We start from the raw sequence: 19,220 nt of genomic DNA, 5'->3' as shown, positions 1-19,220 counted from the left end.
CCATCTCAAGGCTCCGCGCGCGCTCACACCTCGGGCGAGGTGTGGGCGGTGGCGACGAGGCGGTCGAGGCCGTCCTCTTCGACCCGCTTGATGTCGTCCTGGTACTTCAGGATGCAGCCGATGGTCTCGCGCACGGACTGCGGGTCGAGCTCCTGGCGGTGGAGGGCCAGGAGGGCCTGCGCCCAGTCGAGCGTCTCGGCGACGCCCGGGCGCTTGTAGAAGTCCATGGTCCGCGCCTGGCCCATGAAGCGCGTGATCTGCTCGGCCAGCCGCCGGGGGGCGGCGGGCACCTTGGTGAGGATGATCTCCACCTCCTTCTCGAAGGAGGGGTAGTCCACCCACAGGTAAAGGCAGCGGCGCTTCAGGGCGTCGTGGATCTCGCGGGTGCGGTTCGAGGTGAGGATGACCACCGGCCGCCGCCCCGCCTTGATGGTGCCCATCTCGGGGATGGTGATCTGGAAGTCCGAGAGGATCTCGAGCAGGAAGGCCTCGAACTCCTCGTCCGAGCGGTCGATCTTGTCGATGAGGAGGACGGCCGGTCGGTCCTTCGAGCGGACGAGCGCGCGCAGCAGGGGCCGCTCGATCAGGTAATCCGAGCTGAAGATGTCGCGCTCGACCTTCTTGGTGTCGCTCTGGCCCTCCTCCATCTTGATGTGGAGGAGCTGCTTGGCGTAGTTCCATTCGTACAGCGCCGAGTTCGAGTCCAGGCCCTCGTAGCACTGCAGCCGGATGAGCTCGGTGTCGAGCGCGCTGGCGAGGACCTTGGCCAGCTCCGTCTTGCCGACGCCGGCCTCTCCCTCGAGGAAGAGGGGCTTCTCCAGCTTCGTGGCGAGGAAGAGCGTGGTGGCAAGGGTGCGGTCGGCGATGTAGTCCTGGCTCCTGAGCGTCTCCTGCACCGACTCGACGGAGGAGAAATCCGCGTCGGACTTCTTGCGCCGGGAGGTGCCCGCTTGGCTTGAGGTCACGATTTCCTTCCCTTGGCGGAAGCCATCTCGCCGCCGGCGGCCTCGATGGCGTCGATGATTTTCACGTAGCCCGTGCAGCGGCACAGGTTCCCGGCGATGCCCGCCTTGATCTCCTCGCGCGTGGGGCGCGGCTTCTTCTCCAGCAGCTCGTAGGCCGCCACGATCATGCCGGGCGTGCAGAAGCCGCACTGGATGGCGCCGTGCTCGATGAACTTCTTCTGGATCGGATGGAGGTTGTCCACCGTCCCGATTCCCTTGACGGTCGTGATCTCGCGGCCGTCCGCCTGCACGCCCAGGGCGCAGCAGGCGTTCACGGCGACGCCGTCGAGGAGGACGGTGCAGGCCCCGCAGTCGCCGGCCTCGCAGCCGTTCTTCACCTCGGTGAAGCCCAGGTCGCGGAGGAGGTAGAGAAGCGAAGTGTGGGCCGGCGCCTCCGCGCGGACCTCCTGCCCGTTGACGGTGAAGGAGATCGGGAACTTCGGCGGAGGCGTGTAGGCCGCGGCCCTCGGGGCCGCCTTGCGCGCGGCCGTCTTCCCCTTGGCGTTACCTGATGCTTTTTTCTTCTTCGTCGCGGTGGCCATGGAAATCGTATCTCCCGTGAATGCGAGAGCGGTGAGCGCGCGGTCAGTCCAGCGGGATGTTGAGCGCCTGGCAGATGAGCCGGCGGGGCAGAACCTCGCACATGAGCTTGCGGTACTCGGCCGAGGCCCGGATGTCGTCGATCGGGGCGGACGCCGCGCGGCACGCCTCGGCGGCCTTCTGGGCGAGGGCAAGGTCCACGGGCTTGCCCTCCAGTATCTTCTCGGCCGCGTTGCAGCGGATGGGGGCGGGGTTGACCGAGCCCAGGGAGATGCCCGCCTCCTGGCAGACGTTCCCCTTCATCTTGAGCACGACGGCCGTCCCCACCACGGTGATGGCCATGGCGTTCCGCCGGGCGAGCTTGTAGTAGCCCCACTTGTGGCTCTTCCCGGGGGCCGGGAAGGCGATCTCGGTGATGATCTCGCCGGGCTTGATGGCGGTCTTGCGGTAGCCGGTGAGGAACTTATCGAGCGGCACGGCGCGCTTGCCGGCCGGGCCCGCCAGCCGGACGACGGCCTTGAGGGCCAGGAGCGGGGGCGCCGCGTCCGCCGCCGGGCCGCCGTCGATGAGGTTGCCCGCCACGCTGGCGCGGTTGCGGATGATGGGCCCGGCGAACTTGGCCGCCATCGCGGGGAGGATGGGCGCCTCGCGGGCGACGATCTTGTTCTCAAGCAGGTCGGTCATGGTGGTCAGGGCGCCGAGCCGGACCTCGCCCTTCGCCAGGGCGATGCCCCGGAGGGCGTCCACCCGGGAGATGTCGATGACGAGTTGGGGGAGGCCGTCGTGGGCGTGGCGGAGGTCGGGCAGGAAGTTCGTCCCTCCGGCGATGAACTTGTACTTCTTGCCCTTGGCCGCCTTGAGGATGCCCTGGATGGTCGTGGGAGCCGCGAAGTCGAAGCCACGCATACCCGTCCGTCCCCCTGAATGGCCGTAAGGCCGCTGTCCGACGTTCGGCCGATCCGCCCCGATGAATCCAGACGACGTTCGCTCAGCCGTGGATGAGGATACGCCCTCGATAGGCCGAGGGGAGGATGGCACCGTCCCCGAAGAGGGGCAAACGGGCGAGATTCCCCCTCTCTGTCTCGGGCGCGGCTACCCTATCAATCCGCTGGGGGTTGGTCAAGCGCGGCGGCCCTTGCGCCGCGGGGGAAGGAGCCATAAGATTTAAGGACTTTCCGGGTTTCCTCTCGCCTTGAATCCTTTGCATTCCCGGAGGTGGATCATCGGCTCGCAGGCCAGCTTTTCCTCCCGCCGCCCCCGCCTGGCCCTCCTCAGCCTGGGCTGCAAGCTGAACCAGGCCGAGGGCGACGCCATGCGTCACCGGTGCGCGAGCGCGGGCTACGATCTGGTTTCCTTCGAGGAGGAGGCCGACGTGTACGTGGTGAACACCTGCACGGTGACGTCCGGGGCCGATCGGGAGGGCCAGCGCCTCGCCCGCTCCGCCCGCCGCCGCGCCCCCCGCGGCCGGGTCGTCCTGGCGGGCTGCTCCGTCCAGGCCGGGCGGGAGAGGATGCGCATCCCGGAAGCCGACCTCCTTCTCGGGAACGCCGAGAAAATGCGCCTCGACGAGCACCTTTCCCTCCCGCTGGCGAGGGGAGAAGGGGGGCTTCCCGAGGTGCGGGCCGGGGCGCCGGAGGAGGCGCCGCTCCTCGACGCCTCGTTCGTCCCCGCCTTCCGGGAGCGGACGCGCGGCTTTCTTAAGGTGCAGGATGGCTGCGACTTCTCCTGCACGTTCTGCGCGACCACCCTGGCTCGGGGCCGCAGCCGCTCCCTCCCTCCGGAGGCTTGCGCGGAGCAGGCCGGCCGCCTGGCCGGAGCGGGCCACCGGGAGCTCGTCCTGACCGGGGTGCACCTCGGCGCCTACGGGCGCGACCTCACGCCCCCCTCGACCCTCAGCCGCCTGGCCGAGCGGCTCCTCCGCGTGGAGGCCGTGGCGCGGCTGCGCCTCTCCTCGATCGAACCCGGGGAGCTCACCCGGGAGCTCATCCGCGCGGCCGGCCGGAACGCCCCCGGCGCCGCGCCGGGCGCCTGCCTCTGCCGCCATTTCCACATCCCCGTCCAGAGCGGGGACGACGGCGTCCTCGCCGCCATGGGCCGCAACTACCGCGCCGGGGCCTGCGCCCGGCGCTTCCGGCTCCTGGCGGATGCGGTCCCGGGCACCTGCCTGGGGGCGGATTTCATCGCGGGCTTCCCGGGGGAGAGCGCCCAAGCCTTCGAGCGGACCCTCGAATGGGTGCGCGAGGCGCCTCTCGCCTATCTCCATGTCTTCCCGTACTCTGCCCGCGAGGGCACGCGGGCCGCCTCCTTGGAGGGCCGTCTGCCGCCGGACGAGCTGCGCCGCCGTGCCCGGGCGCTCCAGGAGCTGGGGCGCCGCAAGTGGGCGGCCTTCGCCGCCGGGCAGGCCGGGTCGCGGGCGGAGGTGCTCGTGGAGCGCGCCCGCCGGCCGGACGGCCTGCTCACCGGCCTCGCCGACAACTACCTCCGGGTGGCGCTGGAGGGGCCGGACGCGTGGCGGGGCCGGATCGTGCCGGTCCGCCTCGAGCCTCTCCCGGCGGGGCGGGAGCCGCGGGGCCGTGCCGCCCGCGCGGAATGCCTATGGGGGGTACCCCTGACATGAGCGACATCCAAGACCGGCCCGATTCCTTCGAGGAAGGCGGCCCGGAGATCCACGACGAGGCGCCTCCCCGGCCGGTGATCACCCTGGTGACGGATTTCGGCTTGGAGGATCACTACGTCGGGGTGATGAAGGGCGTGATCCTGGCCACGAACCCCGACGTCCAGATCGTGGATATCAGCCATTCCATCCCTCCCTTCGATGTCTCCGCCGGCGCCCTCGTGCTGGCGACCTCCTATCACTACTTTCCCAACGGGACCATCCACGTCGCCGTGGTGGACCCAGGGGTGGGCGGCGACCGGCGCAGCATCATCGCCGCCACGGACCACTATCTCTTCGTCGGCCCGGACAACGGCTGCTTCACCCACATCTTCGACGATCCCACCTTCCGCTGGGTGCGCCATCTGCGGACGGTGGAGTTCTTCCTGGAGAAGGTGAGCTCCACCTTCCACGGGCGCGACGTCTATGCCCCCGTGGCGGGCCACCTCTCCCTGGGCGAGCCGGCCGAGAACTTCGGGCCGCTGATCGGCGATCCCATCCGGCTCGCCAACGCCAAGCCCCAGGTGGGGGAGGACGGCTGCATCCGGGGCGAGGTCATCTACGTGGACCGGTTCGGCAACCTGATCACGAATATCGACACCGTCGCCTTCTGGGAGGGGGAGAGCCGGGCGGGCGAGGCGGACGAGAATCTCATCCCCGTCATCGAGGCGTGCGGGAAGCGCATCCGCGGGATGAGCGAGTTCTACGGCGCCGTCCGCCCCGGCGAGGTCGGGGCGCAGCTCAACAGCTGGTCGCGCATGGAGATTTTCATTCCGGAGGGGAACGCCGCCCGGGAGCTCGGGGCCGGCAAGGGAGTGCCCGTCCATGTCCGCTTCGAGCGGGCGGGGGGGGCGGACGCGCCATCCATCGGAGGTGGGCTATGAGCGGGCCGGTGCGGTTCACGGTGTACAGCGATTTCCTCTGACCCTGGTGCTTCAATTCGGCCGTGCGCCTGAAGAAGATCAAGGAAGAGTACGGCGACAAGGTGGACATCCAGTACCGGGTGTTCATGCTCCGGCCCGAGCCCGACCCCTCCGCCGTCTTCAACGACTACCGGCGCGCCGGCTGGACGCGCGCGGGCGCCGGCCCCGACTCGGGCGATTTCCACCTCTGGGAGAGCGGTGATCCTTTCCCGAACTGCTCACTCCCCTCGGCCGAGGCCGGCATCGCCGTGCGCAACCAGGGCCCGGAGGCGTGGGAGCGCTTCCACCTGAGCCTTCTGCGCGCGTTTTTCACCGAGAACCGCAACATCTCGGACAAGGCCGTCATCCTCGACGTGGCCGAAAAGAGCGGGGTGGACGCCGACCTCGTCCGCGACGCCCTGGAGAGCGGCACCTACCGCCGGCAGGCCTTCGACGAGTACACGCAGGCGGTGCAGCAGGGCATCTCGGGCATCCCCTCCGTCGTGGTGAACGATCAGGCGGTGCTCGTGGGCGCCGTGCCCCCCGAGCAGTACCGCTACGTCATCGACAGCATCCTCAAGACCGGCGAGCTTCCGGGCCGGGGATCAGGGGAGCTTCCGGTCCTCTGACGATTCCTTCCGCTCGAGGGGAGGCTCCGCCCTGGCGCCCCAAGGCCTCAGCGGCTGCATCACCGACGTGCCCGGCTTCCGGCTGGGCCACGCGCAGGATATCCGCGCCCTCACCGGCGTGAGCGTCGTGCTCTGCCCACCCGGGACGGTCGGAGCCTGCGACCTGCGGGGCACCGCCACCGCCACCCGCCACGTGGACGCCCTCCGGGCCGAGCACCTGGTGGGGAACGTGGACGCCGTCCTCCTGACCGGCGGCAGCGCCTTCGGGCTGGCCTCGGCCGACGGAGTGGCCGAGTTCCTCGAGGCGCAGGGGCGGGGGTTCCCGGCGGCGGGCTACACCGTGCCCACCGTGGCGGCGGGAGTGCTCTTCGACCTGAGGCTCGGGGACGGCCGGGTCCGCCCCGGCCCCCGCATGGGCCGGGAGGCCTGCGAGGCCGCCCGGGAGGGCGAGGGCCTCCAGGGGAGCGTGGGCGCGGGCACTGGCGCGACGGTCGGGAAACTCCTCGGCTTCGGCCAAGCGATGAAGGGCGGCCTCGGCACGGCGAGCCTCCCGCTCCCCGGTGGCGGCCGGGTGGGGGCCCTGGCGGTGGTGAACGCCTTCGGCGGGGTCCATGACCCCGACACCGGGGAGATCCTCGCGGGCCCGCGCGCCCTCCCTCCCGCCGAGGGCCTCATCGACACCGAAGCCTATCTCCGGGAGCGGGGCCGGCCCGCCCGGGGGTTCGCCTCCCCGGGGGAGAACACCACCCTGGCCGTCGTGGCCACCGACGTGCGGCTCACCAAGCCCGAGGCCCACAAGCTCGCCCAGATGGCGGCGAACGGCCTCATCCGCGCCGTGCGGCCCTCCTACACCACCGTGGACGGGGACATGGTCTTCGCCCTCTCCCAAGGCGATCGCTCCGCCAACCTAGACGACGTGGGCGCGGCGGCGGCGGCGGCCGTCTCCCGCGCCATCTGCCGGGCGGTGAGGGAGGCGGACGGCTTCGGGCAGGTCCCCGCCTGGCGGGACCTGCGGTGAGCCGCGCGCCGGGGGCGGGGAGCATGGCCCGGGTCCCCTGGCGGCGCGGCGACTACCTCGACCTCGGCGTCATCAGCATCACCCACGGCCTGAGCGACGGCTTCAACAACATGCTGGTGCCCGTCCTCGCCCTCATCGTGGCGGACCTGCGCCTTTCGCCGATCGAGGCGGGGGGGCTCCTGAGCGCGTTCAGCCTGGCCGTGCTGCTCTTCCAGTACCCGCTCTCGCTCCTGGCCGACGCCACCGGGCGGAAGAAGACCGTCCTGATCGCCGGGATGGGAGTCGCCACCGCCGCCTTCGTGGCGATGGGGTGGACCAGCTCCTACCATTCGCTGCTCGCCCTCGCCTTCGTCGCGGGGGCGGGGAACACCGTCTACCACCCCTGCGGCACGGCCCTCACCGCCGAGCGCTTCGCGTCGAGCCGGGCCTTCGCGCTCTCCTACCAGAGCCTGGGCGGCAACGTGGGGACCGGGATCATGCCCGTGGGGCTGGCGACGCTGGCCACCTTCGCGGGCTGGCGGGCGGCGGTCGCGGCCTTCGCCCTCCCGGCCCTGGCGCTGCTCCCCCTCGTGGGGGCGCGGTTCCCGGACCGCCCGCGCCCGAGGGGCCCGGGCGGCGCCGGAGGCGGGCGGGAGGGCACCTGGGCGCTGACCCGCCGGGTGATCTCCAACCGCAGCGTCATCCTCCTCGCGATGCTCTACAGCCTGCGGAGCATGGGGACGAAGGGGATGATCGGCTTCCTGCCCCTCCTGGGGGCTCAGGCGGCGGGGATGAGCACCCCGACCATCGGCTTCGCGGTCTCGCTCTACTTCGGGATGGGCGCCGTGACCAAGCCGGTGATGGGCTACCTCTACGACCGCTTCGGGGCGCGCTCGGCCCTGGTGATCCCCCTGGCGCTCACTGGGGCGATCGGCCTCGCCATGCCCTTCGCCCCGTGGGAGACCGCCCTCATCGCCCTGGCGGCGCTCTTGGGGCTGGTCAGCTTCGTGGCTCCCATCGTGCTGACGGCGACGGCGGACTACTGCGACCAGGACGTGCTGGCCACCTCGGTGGGCGTCATCTACGCCGTCGAAGGGCTGTCTTTCATCGCGCCCCTGGCCGGGGGCTGGCTGGCCGAGCACTATGGCCTGGGCGCGAGCTACGTTTTCTTCACCATTGCCGTGTGGGCGGGAGTGGCGGTCTCGGCGATGCTGCCCCGGGGGAAGAAGTGATCGCAGGAACGAAATTTCCGAGAATCAAGCCGAGGCTGAGAGAGAATGATTTACGGTAGCGTCCCTAATTTCACGGCTTTTGAAAATGTGGTTGCATAAACAACTAGAGCCCCAAAAATGATTTGCCAACCATTTGTTTTGCTGGAGTGGAAGATGCCTGAAGGCATACCGCCTGATCTTGAAGGCCTCAGGCACTTTGACGATCCAGCAATCCGCCGCATGGCGGCCAAAACCGCCATTCGCACCAAAGTGCTCACCATAGGTCAGTTTGTGGATATGATCTTTGATGATTGCAATTCAGAGAAGGATTTTGACGAGCGCGCGCAAAAATGGATTGAAGCGATCAACGGGGTGGTTGACCCACCTTGGAGCACGAATGAGCTAAAAAATTGGGCGATGAATCGAAGAGGCTTACGACGCTAAGGATTGCGTCTTTCTCCGTAGATCCTCTGCACATTCGGGAAAAATCTTGATCACGTCTTCGATACGTTCGCCGGCCTTTACGTGGAGATACGCCTCTTCAAGTTTTTCTGCGTATGAAAGGTTCTCCCGCAGAAACTCGACGAGTCTAGCTTCAGCAGAAGCCTTTGGAATCTGGTTACTTCCCATGATATTTCCCTCCTTGCTACCTTTCAAATGTAAAACATGATTGATTGTTAATCAAGTTCTACTTATAGCCTGGAAATACGCAAATAACAAAAATTAACTTCGTGAGACTGCAAACAACCCAAAGGCAAGCTGGAAACGGACCCACAAGGAGGGACGACGCATGGCCCGCGAATACCTGAAGGGGACCTGGCAGGAGAACCGCGCCTTCTCGCCCGCCGTCGTCACGCGCGGGGGGAAGGCCGTCTGGCTGGCGGGGGTGGGGGCGCGGGCGGACGAGGACGGCAAATCCCTCGCCGGGAACTTCGAGGCCCAGGCCCACGCCACCTTCCGCGCCATCGGGAAGACCCTCGAGCGGGCGGGCGGCAAGCTCCAGGACATCGTGACGATGACGGTTTTCATCCTCGACGTGAGGCACGGCGACCGCTTCGTCGAGCTGCGCAAGCAGTATTTCCCGGGAGGGTTCCCGGCGAGCGCCCTCATCACCGTCGCGGGCTTCGCACACCCCGACATGATGATCGAGATCCAGGCGGTCGCGGTGGTGGGGGAGGAGTAGGAGGAGCCGCCGGAAATTTCCCCTCGCCCCGGCCTTGCCGTTAGATGTCTGCAGGGGCGGTGCGCGTCATGGCCCTTTCTCCCTGGCCTGGCCCCGCCAAGGCGGGGTTCGTCTCTGCGGAAAGGATGCGGAGGGCCGCGGGACGTTTCGCGAGACCCCCTGATCCAGGGGTTGCCTTCGGGCGGGGGCGGGTGAATAATGAAGCCTTCGTCCCGTGACGACCGCGGCTCCGGAAGGGCTTGAGCCGGAATACTCCCGCCGCGGCGGTTGTTCAATGGTTTCGCGGTCCCGCCTCGCCTCGCCTCCCGCCCGGCTTGGCCACCGCTTCGGAGAATCTCTTGAACCGGACGCCAGCCGCGGGGGATCGCGGGGTGAGCCTCTCCCTGCGGGGTCTTCACAAGCGCTACGGCAGCCTGCACGTCCTCGACGGCATCGATCTCGACGTGGGCCACCAGGAGATCGTGACCATCCTGGGCCCCAGCGGGTGCGGCAAGACCACCCTTCTGCGCATCGTGAACGGGCTGATCCCGCACGAGGAGGGGGAGGTCATCTTCCGCTCCGAGCGCGTGACCGCCCCTCGGCCTGAGATGGCCATGGTGTTCCAGCATTTCGGACTTTTCCCCTGGAAGCGCCTGTACCAGAACATCTCCTACGGCCTGCGCATCCAGGGCCGCCCGGCCGGGGAGACGGACCGGCTCGTCCGCCGCTACATCGGCCTGGTGGGGCTGGAGGGCTTCGAGGAGCACTACCCCTCGGAGCTCTCCGGCGGGATGCAGCAGCGGGCCGGCCTGGCGCGCGCGCTGGCCACCCAGGCGGCGGTGCTCCTGCTGGACGAGCCCTTCGGCGCCCTGGACGCCCTGACGCGCGAACAGCTCCAGGAGGAGCTTCTCCGGATCATCGACGTGGAGCCCAAGTCCATGCTCTTCATCACGCACAGCATCGACGAGGCGCTCCTGCTGGGGGACCGTGTGGTGGTGATGAGCCCGCGGCCGGGGCGCATCCGCTTCGAGCTGGAGACCGGGTTCGGCCGGGGCAGGGAGATCGAATCGCTGCGCGCGAGCGACCGGTTCCAGGCCCTGCGCCACTACCTGTGGGAGGCCCTGCGGCGCCCAGACGCGGACCCCGGGCCGCTCCCCGACGGGGTGGCCCTCCGGATGGAGGCCAAGCCATGACGACCGAGACGAAGCCCCTCGCGGCGGCGAAGGCGAAGGAGGCCGAGGCGGAATCCACCGGGCTGTGGATCCAGGAGCCCCGCATCTACATCCGGGCACTCTCGCTGCTCGCGGTGGTCGGGGGCTGGGAGGCGCTCGGCTGGACCGGCGTCATCCGGCCCTCCGTGTTCAGCTACCCGAGCGCCATCGTGAGCGCGTTCTTCGCCCTCTTGTTCAGCGGCGAGATGCTGACGGCCGCCTACGAGAGCTCCCAGATCCTGGGCGCGGGGCTGGCCATGGCCATCCCCACGGGCATCGTGATCGGGGTGCTCATGGGCCGCTCGAAGAACTTCGAGTACGCGGTGGACACCTTCGTGTACGCCCTCTACGCGACGCCCGTGGTGGCGCTGGCGTTTCCCATCGCCATGGTGCTGGGGGTGGACTTCGCCGGGAAGACGACCATCGTGGTCTTCTTCGCCATCATGCCCGTCATCGTGAACGTCTATCACGGGGTGCGAAACGTGGACCCCATGCTCCTGGAGGTCACGCGATCCTTCTGCTCGAGCGAGTGGCAGCGCTGGCGCGATCTGATCTTCCCCTCGGTGGTGCCCTATCTGGTGGCCGGCCTCGGGCTCGCCTCCGGGCGCGCGCTGGTGGGGATGGTGGTGGCGGAGTTCCTCATGAGCATCTCGGGGCTGGGCGCCCTGAGCCAGGACTACGTCGGAAATCTCGAGATGGACAAGGGCCTCGCGCCCGTCGTCTTTCTCATGATCGTCGGCATCGTCCTGACGAAGCTGGTGAACTTCTTCGAGGGCCGGTTCGCGTCATGGCGGACGGGGAGCAGGCACTAGCGGGCGGAATTTCCTCTATGGCAAGGAGGGTTGAACGATGAAACGGTGCGCATTCTGGATGGCGGCCGCCTTCCTGGCGGCACTTCTCGGGCCGGCCTCCCAGCCCGCCTGGGCCGCCAAGATCGTGGTGGCGATGCCCACCAGCCCGCCCAACGTGATCCACCTGCCGGTGCTCTATGCCATCGACAAGGGCATCTACAAGAAGCACGGGATCGAGGTGGAGGTGAAGTACTTCCGCGGGGGCGTGGCCGTGCAGCGCGCCGCGGTGAGCGCCCAGAGCGGGGTGGACGCGGGGAACATCCCGGGGGCGCTGGCCATGAGCGGCATCGCAGGGGGCAGCGGTCACAAGTTCTTCCACTCCTTCGCCCACCTGAACGAGGCGCAGGCGGCGACCGCGCCGGACATCGATACGCCCGCCAAGCTCAAGGGCCGCATGATCGGCATCGAGGGCCGCGGCGGCTACAGCCACCTGGGCATCCTGCGGGTGCTGGAGATGGCGGGGCTCAAGGACGAGGACGTGAAGTACATTGTGACGGCGCCCCCCGCGCGGGTGCCCTACTTGGTCGAAGGCAAGGCCGACGCCGTCGTCATCCATGTTGAACAGGTCTTCATGGCGCGGCAGAAGAAGCCGGATATCAAGGTCATCGCCAACCTGTGGAAGGCCGATCCCCTGCAGCTCTACGCCGCCATGACGGCCTCCGAGGAGAAGCTGAAGAGCCGGAAGAACGAGTTCGTCGCCTTCGCGGCGAGCCTGATGGAGGCGACCCGGGCGATCTACAAGGACAAGGCGGGCCTCCGGCAGACGGCCATCAAGCACTCCTTCCCCGCCTTCAAGAAGAACCCGGAGATCTTCGACCAGACCTACGACATCCTCGTGAAGGAGCGCCTCTGGACGGTGAACAACGGCATGCCCCGGAAGGTGATGGAGGCGACGAACGAACTCAACGTGCGGCTGAAGAAGTACAAGGGCGCTCCCCCAAAGTACGAGGACATGATGGCCTTTGACGTGATGGAGGCCGCGCTCAAGAAGGTGGGCGAGGCCGCGCCCAACAACGAGAAGTAGGCAGGGGCGGCGCCCGCCGCTCCCGCCTCCGCGATCGAAACAGACATGCCCGCCGCGGGGCCCCGCCCCGCGGCGGGCGCTTTTCGCAGGAAGGAGGAGAGATGAGCGCAGCCCCGGCGGGTGGAGACCGGCTGACCCAGGAGGCCATGGCCCACTGGTACGTCCGCCTCCTCGCGAACGGCATCTCCTACCACGACGCCTCCGACGTCATCCCCCGCGTCACCTCCTGGCGCGAGTGGTGCCGGCTCTGGATCGAGCGCGGCGACCTGCGGCGGGAGGAGGCCGAGGCCATCGCCCGGGAGGGCCGCCGGCTGAGCGCCGCGGAGGCCTGCGTCCGGGCGGCCCTGGCCTACCACTTCGCCCAGTTCGTCTATCACGAGGACGCGGCTCTCAAGCGCGAGGCCCAGGAGAAGAAAGTCGCCTGCCACACGAAAGCCCTGCCGGACCTACGGCCGCCGGGCGAGCGGGTCTCCATCCCCTACGAGGGAGGCGCGCTGCCGGGCGTCCTGCGGGTCCCGGGGGGAGGGAAGGGGAAGCCTCCCTGCGTCCTCCTGATCGCGGGCCTCGACTCCACCAAGGAGGAGTTCTTCACCCTGGAGGAGGTCTTGCACGACCGGGGGCTCGCCACCCTCGCCTTCGACGGCCCGGCCCAGGGAGAGCGGGCGGATTTGCCCCTGCGGCCCGACTACGAGCGCGTTGTCTCGGCCGTGGTGGATTTCGTCGTAAGGGACGGCCGGGTGGACGCTTCCCGCCTGGGCGCCCTGGGGGTGAGCCTGGGAGGCTACTACTGCCCGCGCGCCCTGGCGGCGGAGAAGCGGCTCAAGGCCGGGGTGGCGGCCGGGGGCTTCTACGACATGGCGGGCTTCTGGGCGGCGCTCCCGGCCCTGACCCGGCAGGGCCTCCAGCACGCCTTCCAGGTTTCCTCCGAGAAGGAGGCGGGCGAGCGGGCGAAGGCACTCTCGCTGCGGGGCAAGCTGGCGGGCCTGGACCGGTCCCTCCTCGTCATCGGAGGCGGACAGGACCGGCTCTGCCCGCCCGAGGACTCGCGGCGCGTGGCCGAGGAGGCGGGGAAGGCGGCGGATCTGGTCATCTTTCCGGAGGGCGGTCACGTCTGCAACAACATCCCCTTCCGCTGGCGCCCTCTGGCCGCCGACTGGCTGGCGGAGAAGCTGAGGTAGATTCCCGGCTTGACTCTCGGCCGCCCTCGGGTATCTTAAGGGCGCCCGCCGGACAGGGGCTTCGGGGTCAAAAGATGCGGGAATAGCTCAGCGGTAGAGCACTGCCTTGCCAAGGCAGGGGTCGCGGGTTCAAATCCCGTTTCCCGCTCCAGAAAAAATCCCTAATTCATTAGGTTTTGGCGGCCTTCTCCCTCAGCTTGGGGGAGAAGTGCCGCTATCGTGCCGTTCCCATCCAAAAGTTTCACGGCTTCCCGCCGCGCATCGGGGCTCAGATGCGCGTAGCGCATCGTCATCTTGATGTCCGCATGGCCCAGGAGTTCCTGCACAGCCTTCAGGGTTGCCCCCTTCATCACAAGGTGAGAGGCGAAGCTGTGCCGGAGGGTGTGCCATCCAAGGTGGGGAAGCCCGGCCCTCCGCCTTGCCCGCCAGAGGGGATGCTTGCAGGATGGGATGGAGCGCATTTCCCCGTCTTGGGCGCAGAAAACGAATTCGCCTTTCAAGTGCCGGTGCCCTCTCAGTGTTGCAATTGCCTGATCGCAGAGAGGGACCTCCCGCGCATGGCCGCTCTTCGGGGTGCCGATGGTGTTCCGCCATGCGGCCCGGCGCACCATGAGCCGCCCGCCCTTGAGGTCCACGTCCTCCCACTTAAGCGCCCGGAGTTCCCCCAGCCGGAGGCCCGTCCGGAGAGCCAGCGTGATCATCGGCTTCCAATCCGGATCGGTTGCCTCGATTAGCCGGTCGGCCTCCTCGGAGTCCAGGAACCTGAATTCCTGCGGGGGGAGCTTGAGAGGGGCAATGTCCGGCACCCTTTCCGTCAGTTCCCAGCGGCGGGCGATGCGGAGCATCCTCCCGAGGACGGCGAGGTGATTGTTCACCGTCTTGGGGGAGAGGCCTTCTTTCAGCTTCAGGGCCTTGTATGCCTCCACGTCCCGGCTCCCGATTCCGTCTAGCCTCGCCTGGTCGAAGAATGGGACAAGGTGTTTCTCCAGTGTCGTTTTTTTTCCTGCTACTTCGCTCGGTTTGTTGTTCGCTTCCGCGTATGTTGTAAGAAAATCCTTTGAGAACTCGCTGAATCTCGGGCTTTCCCTTTTCTCCGGCGCCTCCTCTCTCCCGTACCGGCCCGCAAGCAACGCTCCCCGCAATTCCCGCTCGTAGCTTTCGGCCCCCCGCTTCGTCTGTACGGGGGACACCCTGCGGATGCGCTGTCTTCGGCCCTCCGGGTGCCTGAAATCCACGTCCACCATCCACACAATGCTTTCCCTGCCCGTCGCCGGGTCGCGGTACTGCCTCCGCCTCACGCTCACTTTCTTCCCCTCTCGGAGCGCGGGGCGTGGCCTTTCCCTCGGACCCAGTCTAGCATGGCGTCCCGGCTGATTCGGATGGTGCGGCCGATTCGGCAGGCGCCCGGTATCTCTCCCTTTGCGATGGCCTGATATACCGTATCCCTACCCACACGGAGAAATTCGGCCAGTTCGTCCACGGTCAGGACGGCAGGAAGGTCGCCGTGAGGATCGGCCTGGGGGGGCAGGGCTTCGTTCATGCGGCCCGCCTCCGCTTGGCATTTGCCGCCAGGGGCTGCACCTCGGCCACCCGGCCGTTGAACTCCGCCTTGACTCGGGCGAGGTCCAGCTTCTCCTCCGGCTTCAATCCAGCCAGTTTCCGGGCCTCCTCCAGGGTCCAGATCATCCCGGGGGCGATCCCATCCCCTTCCAGGTCGGCGGCTTCCTCGTGCGTACGAAGGACATAGAAGGGCGGGCCGGGCCACCAGGAGGGCTGAACTACCAGGACGAACCCGGACGGCCAGGAAAGGCGGGAGACGGATGAGGGCTGGAATCCGCATACATGCCCCTTTAGGCCAAAATCCTCAAAATCCTCAGAATCACCGTCTGCGGATGGGTTTTGGGGATTTTGAGGATTTTGGCGTGTAGGGGAGATTTCGCGATTGCGGGTCCCGATGATGTCCCGCCAGCTCATGCCCATTCCTCCGTCAGGGCCGGGTTGACGGTGTAGGTTTTGCTCGGCCGCCCCGGGACGTTGCACTTCTCTCGGGGGGCTTCGGCGATGTAGGCCCGCTCCACGAGTACGGCTAGGGCGGGCTGTAGTTCGCCCATCCGCCCGAAGGTGCCCTTGAGCGCCTGGAAGCATTCGCGCGCCGTGAAGCTCTTCACCCGGCTTGTCTTTATCCATCGCCAGACTCGTTTGGCCCCCTCGATGGCCGGGTCCGCCCCCATAAGACCGAAGGCGGCGAGGGCGTGTTTGCTGAGGATGGCGGCGATCTCCAGGGCGCTCTGCACGGTGTCGCGGGATATGGCGGTCGGAAATGAAACCGCCCCGGCGTGTTGGACGCAGTGAAGGAGGCCAGCAATTCTCGCGGCGGCGCCGGGGAGCTTCCCCGCCCAATCGGTGATCTGCGCGTACTCCCCATCCTCTCGCAGTTCGCGCTCGGTCGCCGCGCTGAACTCCCGCCACTCGCTGAAAGCATCATCAGAAAACTCAAAAACCACCGGCACGGGCTCCCCGTCCTCGCCGATGACAGAGGGGGTGTCCAGGAGCGCCCGGAGGCCCCGGGCGTAGGCGTCTCGCACAGATTGGGGGGTGGGCTTGCTGGTGAGCTTTCGCCAGCCGAGAGGGGAAGGTGGAAGGGCATACAGGAAGCGGGCCAGGAGGCCCCGCCCCCGGAAGCCGGGCTTGAGCGCCAACCCCCGAATCACTTCGGGCTGGGGGCTGAGGGCGAGGGTGAGGCAAGGGCTCTGGAGATAGACGGCTTTGCGGCTCCCCCGGTCCACCCGGACGGGCGCTCCGGCGTGCCCTTGCAGGAATAGATCCAGGTTCGGGATTCCGCCGCTGTAACGACCTTCCAGGATTTCAAAAATTCCGGCTTCGTCGCTGATGAGTGCAATCCGCTCTTGGTTCTCGGCCATGAGGGCACCCAGGCGTTCGGGCGTCACGTCTTGTGCCCAGAGGCGGGGCAGGACGGGAATCTCGGGTATCTTGCGCTCCACCTCCTCGATCTCGACCGTGAGGTTTTCAAGTTCCAGGCTCTCGGCTTTCGCCGCCTGCTTCCGCAGATAATCCGCGCGAGCCTCCAGCGTCTTGCGCATACTCGCGGCCTTGTCCGCCTCGGGCTGGATTTCATCGGCGCGCTTGCGCTCCCACTCGCGCAGGGGGCGAGTCATTTCCATGAGTACCGAGGTCTTCCGGTTGCCCGAGTCGAGGGCGGGCGCGACGTAGAGGCACAGGGGCTCCCGATAGTCGGGCGAGGGGCAGACTACGGCCTTGCCTTGCACGCAGGCAGCGACGGCGGCGAGGCCCAAAAGGCCGGCCAGTTCGGGGGGCGTTTCAGTCGCCTGCGCCGTTGCCTTGATCATTCCGCCAAGGAAGCCAGGGAACAGCTCAGGGCACAGAGGGGGGAGGTCGGGCGCGTCGAGCGGGACAGGAGGGCCTTCAAACAGGATGGAGGGCTCATCGGGGATGCCGGGAACCAGGTCCACCGGCCCCGGGTCGGTAGGGTCGGCGGCGGGAGGCCCGGGCCACCCGTTCCGGGCCGGGCGCTTCTCCCGGACCGTCGCCCTCTTTGTTTCAAGCTCCATTCGGTAGGCGGTCATGATGGGATCAACAGCGGCCCGCCATTCGTCATGCAGTTTCAACGCGGTCTTGAGCCAGGCGTTGGGATCGGGAGGTTTTTCAGCTTCCAGGTCTGCCGCGTCCCATCCCTTCGGAGCGTCAGCGGGTGGCAGCACGAAGCTCCTTTCGCAAAAGGGGGCGTGTTCCATGTAGATTTCATTCATGCACTCGATGCCCGGCCCGTCTGCGTCGGGCCAATAGATCACCCGACGCCTGTAAAGTGGGCCAAAGTCCACCTGGGCGCGGCTGTTCGTTCCACCCGGCCAGCAAGTGCAGATGTAGCCCGGGAAAAGCCTCTGCGCCGCGAACATGGCCTTGGGACCTTCGCAGACAATGATCGTTTTGTCGGGCTCAGTCGATATGCGGTCCAGGTTGGCAAGGGGCCGCTTGTCCGGCTGCCAAAAGGCGCGCCATTCGCCCGTGGGGGTAAGAGGAAGGATTCGCTTGCCAGGGAATCGGACCTCGTAGCCGATGAGCGTCCCGTCCGGCTGGACGAAGGGGCAGACCATCTCTGGCTTGCCGAGGGTGGGATGGTGGAATCGGAGAGCGGGCGCCGTCGTTGTCATTGACTGGAGCCCTCCTCGCCCTGGGGCGGAAGGTCTCCTGTTCCCTTGCGGGAAATCTCAGTCGCGGTTACCACCCTTCGCGCCTCCCGGGCGGAGCGGAACTTCCTCCTCGGACAACAAAAAAAGCGCGCCCAAAACGAAGGGGCCGCCCCGTAGGGCTACCCGCTCTCGTCATGAGCGCGCCGTTCGGCTTTTGTTTTGAGGGGGGAGTGACGCGTGTTGCTGCCCCCTCGCCGGGTGATTCCGGGTTTTTGGGACCCGCTACCCGCGCGGGAGTCCGGCCCCGCGATACCGAAGTCTCCGCGGCTGGGTTCAACCGCTTCGGTATTCTCCCCATATATAGGGAAGCGCTTTTCAAAATGTCAACAAGAATCTGGTTCAAGCTACTGCGGACTTCCTGTCCAGAGCAGTGAATCACGCTCACGACTCGCTCCCCCTCTGACCCGTCCCCCCTGGGGCCGAAGGCGGGGGACGGGCTCAGCGTTATAGGACGGGGGGATTTCCCAGGGCCTTGGTCTAGAACGGGAACTATTATTGGCACCCTTCGGTCGCTTTCCCGGGCAGGAGGCGGGGGCAGGGGTTTTGGTGCGGGAGGGCGTCGATGCGCTCCCGCCGTCGGGATGCAATGTAATGATTCGGGGCGAGGGGACGCCAAAACTGAAATCGGTGCCTAATCAAGAATAAAAACAAAGGATTGCAGGAGTGAGTGGGATGAATTTACTTTCTAAGCTTCCTGGACCGGGTGCCTTTGATGGTGGGAGAAAGTTTGCGGGTGCGAGGCTGGACCCACTGTCTAATTTCATCAGGAACAGGAGCCCTCGAAAGAAGAGATGGCAAAGACTCTGGCTCAATTCCTAATTCTAGGTCTTCGATAATTTCTGCATACGCCAATGTTGAAGGATTTTCCAAAAGGTCCATTGGAAACCTCTCTCTCCTCACGTGAGGGAGGTAGTGATATCGCTCCCGTAGAATTGTGATTGCCGCTTCTCTGTTAAGATTCTTGTCCATAATGGTATCGAACTCACCTTTCAGGACAACCCACGGAAATTCGTGCTCGGCAATCATGCGATGGAGTCTTTGCGGGCGATCCCACGGACTGCCGCCGACGCGGTCATAGAGGCTCTTGCGGCTCGACCGCGCATAACGACGGGTTTTTGAGGGCCGGGCAGTGGCCGCACGTAAGAAACGATTAATTCCAGCCTGAACGGCTCGGCTGGCATATTCTTTCAGCCAACCCTGATATTTTTCCTCGGACAGCAACACAGTGCCATGCTCCCTCCGTTCGCACCGGCATATGTAGTCGTAGATTCTAGAAGGGGTCCAATCCGAAGGGTCGTAACGTGCGCCCGTTCGTTCGTCCGGATTGTCGCCTTGAGAGATTGGATTCATAGCCCCTCCGTGGGGCACCCGAGAATCAGGCGCGGGGCAGGCCGCTCGGGAGAGCGGATCTTGGAGTGCGAAGCCTAGCCCCGGCCGGAAGCGATATCGCTAAAACCAGCCCTCATCAAAAAATCGGCGCCCATTGATGTCCGGCCGCTGGCGAAGGGACCGTATTTCGCTGCCCCTGGCCCCTCTGGCAATTCGGCGGAAGCATTTGCCCCTAAAGTGAAACGTTGGGACCCCTACGCGATTGCCCCCGGCGGGGGGTGTGCCAAGGCCCCCGGGGGA

Annotated in this window: 20 protein-coding genes and 1 tRNA gene; 12 read left to right on the top strand and 9 right to left on the bottom strand. The window is 66.9% G+C overall.

The genetic code is table 11. The features are described from left to right. Window positions 1-23: 23 nt before the first annotated feature. From HYZ11_18095 to HYZ11_18085, 3 genes are read right to left on the bottom strand one after another with little or no spacing between them, the layout of a single operon-like run. Window positions 24-965, bottom strand: a complete 942-nt coding sequence (locus HYZ11_18095; protein MBI3129523.1) for a MoxR family ATPase — start codon at window positions 963-965, stop codon at window positions 24-26. After that, window positions 962-1,546 carry a (2Fe-2S)-binding protein gene (locus HYZ11_18090; GenBank protein ID MBI3129522.1) on the bottom strand — a complete coding sequence of 195 codons (585 nt, stop codon included), beginning with the start codon at window positions 1,544-1,546 and terminating at the stop codon, window positions 962-964. Before HYZ11_18090 ends, HYZ11_18095 begins: the two co-directional genes overlap by 4 nt. A 43-nt stretch (window positions 1,547-1,589) precedes the next feature. Beyond that, a complete protein-coding gene (locus HYZ11_18085; protein ID MBI3129521.1) occupies window positions 1,590-2,450 on the bottom strand; it encodes an FAD binding domain-containing protein in 861 nt (286 codons plus the stop codon). Between the two features lie 286 nt (window positions 2,451-2,736). Between HYZ11_18085 and mtaB the strand changes: the two genes are divergently transcribed. The 6 genes from mtaB (at window position 2,737) to HYZ11_18055 (ending at window position 8,380) form a co-directional block, all read left to right on the top strand. Further along, entirely contained in the window at window positions 2,737-4,161 is a 1,425-nt protein-coding gene (gene mtaB / locus HYZ11_18080; GenBank protein ID MBI3129520.1) for a tRNA (N(6)-L-threonylcarbamoyladenosine(37)-C(2))-methylthiotransferase MtaB, read from the top strand. Further along, window positions 4,158-5,081: an SAM-dependent chlorinase/fluorinase gene (locus HYZ11_18075; GenBank protein MBI3129519.1), complete on the top strand. Its 924-nt coding sequence runs from the start codon at window positions 4,158-4,160 to the stop codon at window positions 5,079-5,081. The genes mtaB and HYZ11_18075 overlap by 4 nt, the downstream gene beginning before the upstream one ends. Before the next feature lie 62 nt (window positions 5,082-5,143). Further along, window positions 5,144-5,728 carry a DsbA family protein gene (locus HYZ11_18070; protein ID MBI3129518.1) on the top strand — a complete coding sequence of 195 codons (585 nt, stop codon included), beginning with the start codon at window positions 5,144-5,146 and terminating at the stop codon, window positions 5,726-5,728. A gap of 31 nt (window positions 5,729-5,759) precedes the next feature. Further along, window positions 5,760-6,746 (top strand): P1 family peptidase, encoded by a 987-nt coding sequence (locus HYZ11_18065; protein MBI3129517.1) that lies wholly within the window; start codon window positions 5,760-5,762, stop codon window positions 6,744-6,746. Next, a complete protein-coding gene (locus HYZ11_18060; protein ID MBI3129516.1) occupies window positions 6,743-7,957 on the top strand; it encodes an MFS transporter in 1,215 nt (404 codons plus the stop codon). The genes HYZ11_18065 and HYZ11_18060 overlap by 4 nt, the downstream gene beginning before the upstream one ends. 153 nt (window positions 7,958-8,110) lie before the next feature. Beyond that, window positions 8,111-8,380, top strand: a complete 270-nt coding sequence (locus HYZ11_18055) for a hypothetical protein (protein MBI3129515.1) — start codon at window positions 8,111-8,113, stop codon at window positions 8,378-8,380. On the opposite strand, the gene HYZ11_18050 is transcribed toward HYZ11_18055, so the two are convergent. Then, window positions 8,369-8,566, bottom strand: coding sequence for a hypothetical protein (locus HYZ11_18050; protein MBI3129514.1), 198 nt, complete (start codon window positions 8,564-8,566; stop codon window positions 8,369-8,371). The genes HYZ11_18055 and HYZ11_18050 overlap by 12 nt on opposite strands. 160 nt (window positions 8,567-8,726) lie before the next feature. Between HYZ11_18050 and HYZ11_18045 the strand changes: the two genes are divergently transcribed. The 6 genes from HYZ11_18045 (at window position 8,727) to HYZ11_18020 (ending at window position 13,513) form a co-directional block, all read left to right on the top strand. After that, window positions 8,727-9,119, top strand: coding sequence for a RidA family protein (locus HYZ11_18045; GenBank protein ID MBI3129513.1), 393 nt, complete (start codon window positions 8,727-8,729; stop codon window positions 9,117-9,119). 371 nt (window positions 9,120-9,490) lie between these two features. Further along, entirely contained in the window at window positions 9,491-10,291 is an 801-nt protein-coding gene (locus tag HYZ11_18040) for an ABC transporter ATP-binding protein (protein ID MBI3129512.1), read from the top strand. After that, window positions 10,288-11,121, top strand: coding sequence for an ABC transporter permease (locus HYZ11_18035; GenBank protein MBI3129511.1), 834 nt, complete (start codon window positions 10,288-10,290; stop codon window positions 11,119-11,121). The genes HYZ11_18040 and HYZ11_18035 overlap by 4 nt, the downstream gene beginning before the upstream one ends. A 37-nt stretch (window positions 11,122-11,158) precedes the next feature. Next, a complete protein-coding gene (locus tag HYZ11_18030; GenBank protein MBI3129510.1) occupies window positions 11,159-12,184 on the top strand; it encodes an ABC transporter substrate-binding protein in 1,026 nt (341 codons plus the stop codon). A gap of 101 nt (window positions 12,185-12,285) precedes the next feature. After that, window positions 12,286-13,362, top strand: a complete 1,077-nt coding sequence (locus HYZ11_18025; GenBank protein ID MBI3129509.1) for an alpha/beta fold hydrolase — start codon at window positions 12,286-12,288, stop codon at window positions 13,360-13,362. 76 nt (window positions 13,363-13,438) lie between these two features. Beyond that, window positions 13,439-13,513: transfer RNA gene (locus HYZ11_18020), tRNA-Gly, on the top strand. A 10-nt stretch (window positions 13,514-13,523) separates the two neighbouring features. Here HYZ11_18020 and HYZ11_18015 read toward each other — a convergent pair. The 5 genes from HYZ11_18015 to HYZ11_17995 form a co-directional block, all read right to left on the bottom strand. Beyond that, window positions 13,524-14,666: a site-specific integrase gene (locus HYZ11_18015; protein MBI3129508.1), complete on the bottom strand. Its 1,143-nt coding sequence runs from the start codon at window positions 14,664-14,666 to the stop codon at window positions 13,524-13,526. Further along, window positions 14,663-14,902: a helix-turn-helix domain-containing protein gene (locus HYZ11_18010; GenBank protein ID MBI3129507.1), complete on the bottom strand. Its 240-nt coding sequence runs from the start codon at window positions 14,900-14,902 to the stop codon at window positions 14,663-14,665. The genes HYZ11_18015 and HYZ11_18010 overlap by 4 nt, the downstream gene beginning before the upstream one ends. Beyond that, window positions 14,899-15,048, bottom strand: coding sequence for a hypothetical protein (locus HYZ11_18005; GenBank protein MBI3129506.1), 150 nt, complete (start codon window positions 15,046-15,048; stop codon window positions 14,899-14,901). Before HYZ11_18005 ends, HYZ11_18010 begins: the two co-directional genes overlap by 4 nt. Before the next feature lie 284 nt (window positions 15,049-15,332). Then, window positions 15,333-16,952, bottom strand: coding sequence for a DUF3987 domain-containing protein (locus HYZ11_18000; GenBank protein ID MBI3129505.1), 1,620 nt, complete (start codon window positions 16,950-16,952; stop codon window positions 15,333-15,335). A gap of 1,317 nt (window positions 16,953-18,269) precedes the next feature. Beyond that, complete coding sequence (locus HYZ11_17995; GenBank protein ID MBI3129504.1) at window positions 18,270-18,815, bottom strand: hypothetical protein; 546 nt, start codon at window positions 18,813-18,815, stop codon at window positions 18,270-18,272. Window positions 18,816-19,220 lie beyond the last annotated feature (405 nt).

Source organism: Candidatus Tectomicrobia bacterium (assembly GCA_016192135.1).
In the GTDB taxonomy this organism is placed as follows: domain Bacteria; phylum UBA8248; class UBA8248; order UBA8248; family UBA8248; genus 2-12-FULL-69-37.
Note: the sequence above shows the minus strand (reverse complement) of the source record. Positions and strands in the feature narration are given on the sequence as shown.

Coding starts and splice junctions, on each gene's coding strand:
- HYZ11_18090 (MBI3129522.1), bottom strand. CDS start 1,546: ATGGCCACCGCGACGAAGAAGAAAAAAGCATCAGGTAACGCCAAGGGG.
- HYZ11_18085 (MBI3129521.1), bottom strand. CDS start 2,450: ATGCGTGGCTTCGACTTCGCGGCTCCCACGACCATCCAGGGCATCCTC.
- HYZ11_18075 (MBI3129519.1), top strand. CDS start 4,158: ATGAGCGACATCCAAGACCGGCCCGATTCCTTCGAGGAAGGCGGCCCG.
- HYZ11_18055 (MBI3129515.1), top strand. CDS start 8,111: ATGCCTGAAGGCATACCGCCTGATCTTGAAGGCCTCAGGCACTTTGAC.
- HYZ11_18050 (MBI3129514.1), bottom strand. CDS start 8,566: ATGGGAAGTAACCAGATTCCAAAGGCTTCTGCTGAAGCTAGACTCGTC.
- HYZ11_18045 (MBI3129513.1), top strand. CDS start 8,727: ATGGCCCGCGAATACCTGAAGGGGACCTGGCAGGAGAACCGCGCCTTC.
- HYZ11_18035 (MBI3129511.1), top strand. CDS start 10,288: ATGACGACCGAGACGAAGCCCCTCGCGGCGGCGAAGGCGAAGGAGGCC.
- HYZ11_18030 (MBI3129510.1), top strand. CDS start 11,159: ATGAAACGGTGCGCATTCTGGATGGCGGCCGCCTTCCTGGCGGCACTT.
- HYZ11_18025 (MBI3129509.1), top strand. CDS start 12,286: ATGAGCGCAGCCCCGGCGGGTGGAGACCGGCTGACCCAGGAGGCCATG.
- HYZ11_18010 (MBI3129507.1), bottom strand. CDS start 14,902: ATGAACGAAGCCCTGCCCCCCCAGGCCGATCCTCACGGCGACCTTCCT.
- HYZ11_18005 (MBI3129506.1), bottom strand. CDS start 15,048: ATGATCTGGACCCTGGAGGAGGCCCGGAAACTGGCTGGATTGAAGCCG.
- HYZ11_18000 (MBI3129505.1), bottom strand. CDS start 16,952: ATGGAGCTTGAAACAAAGAGGGCGACGGTCCGGGAGAAGCGCCCGGCC.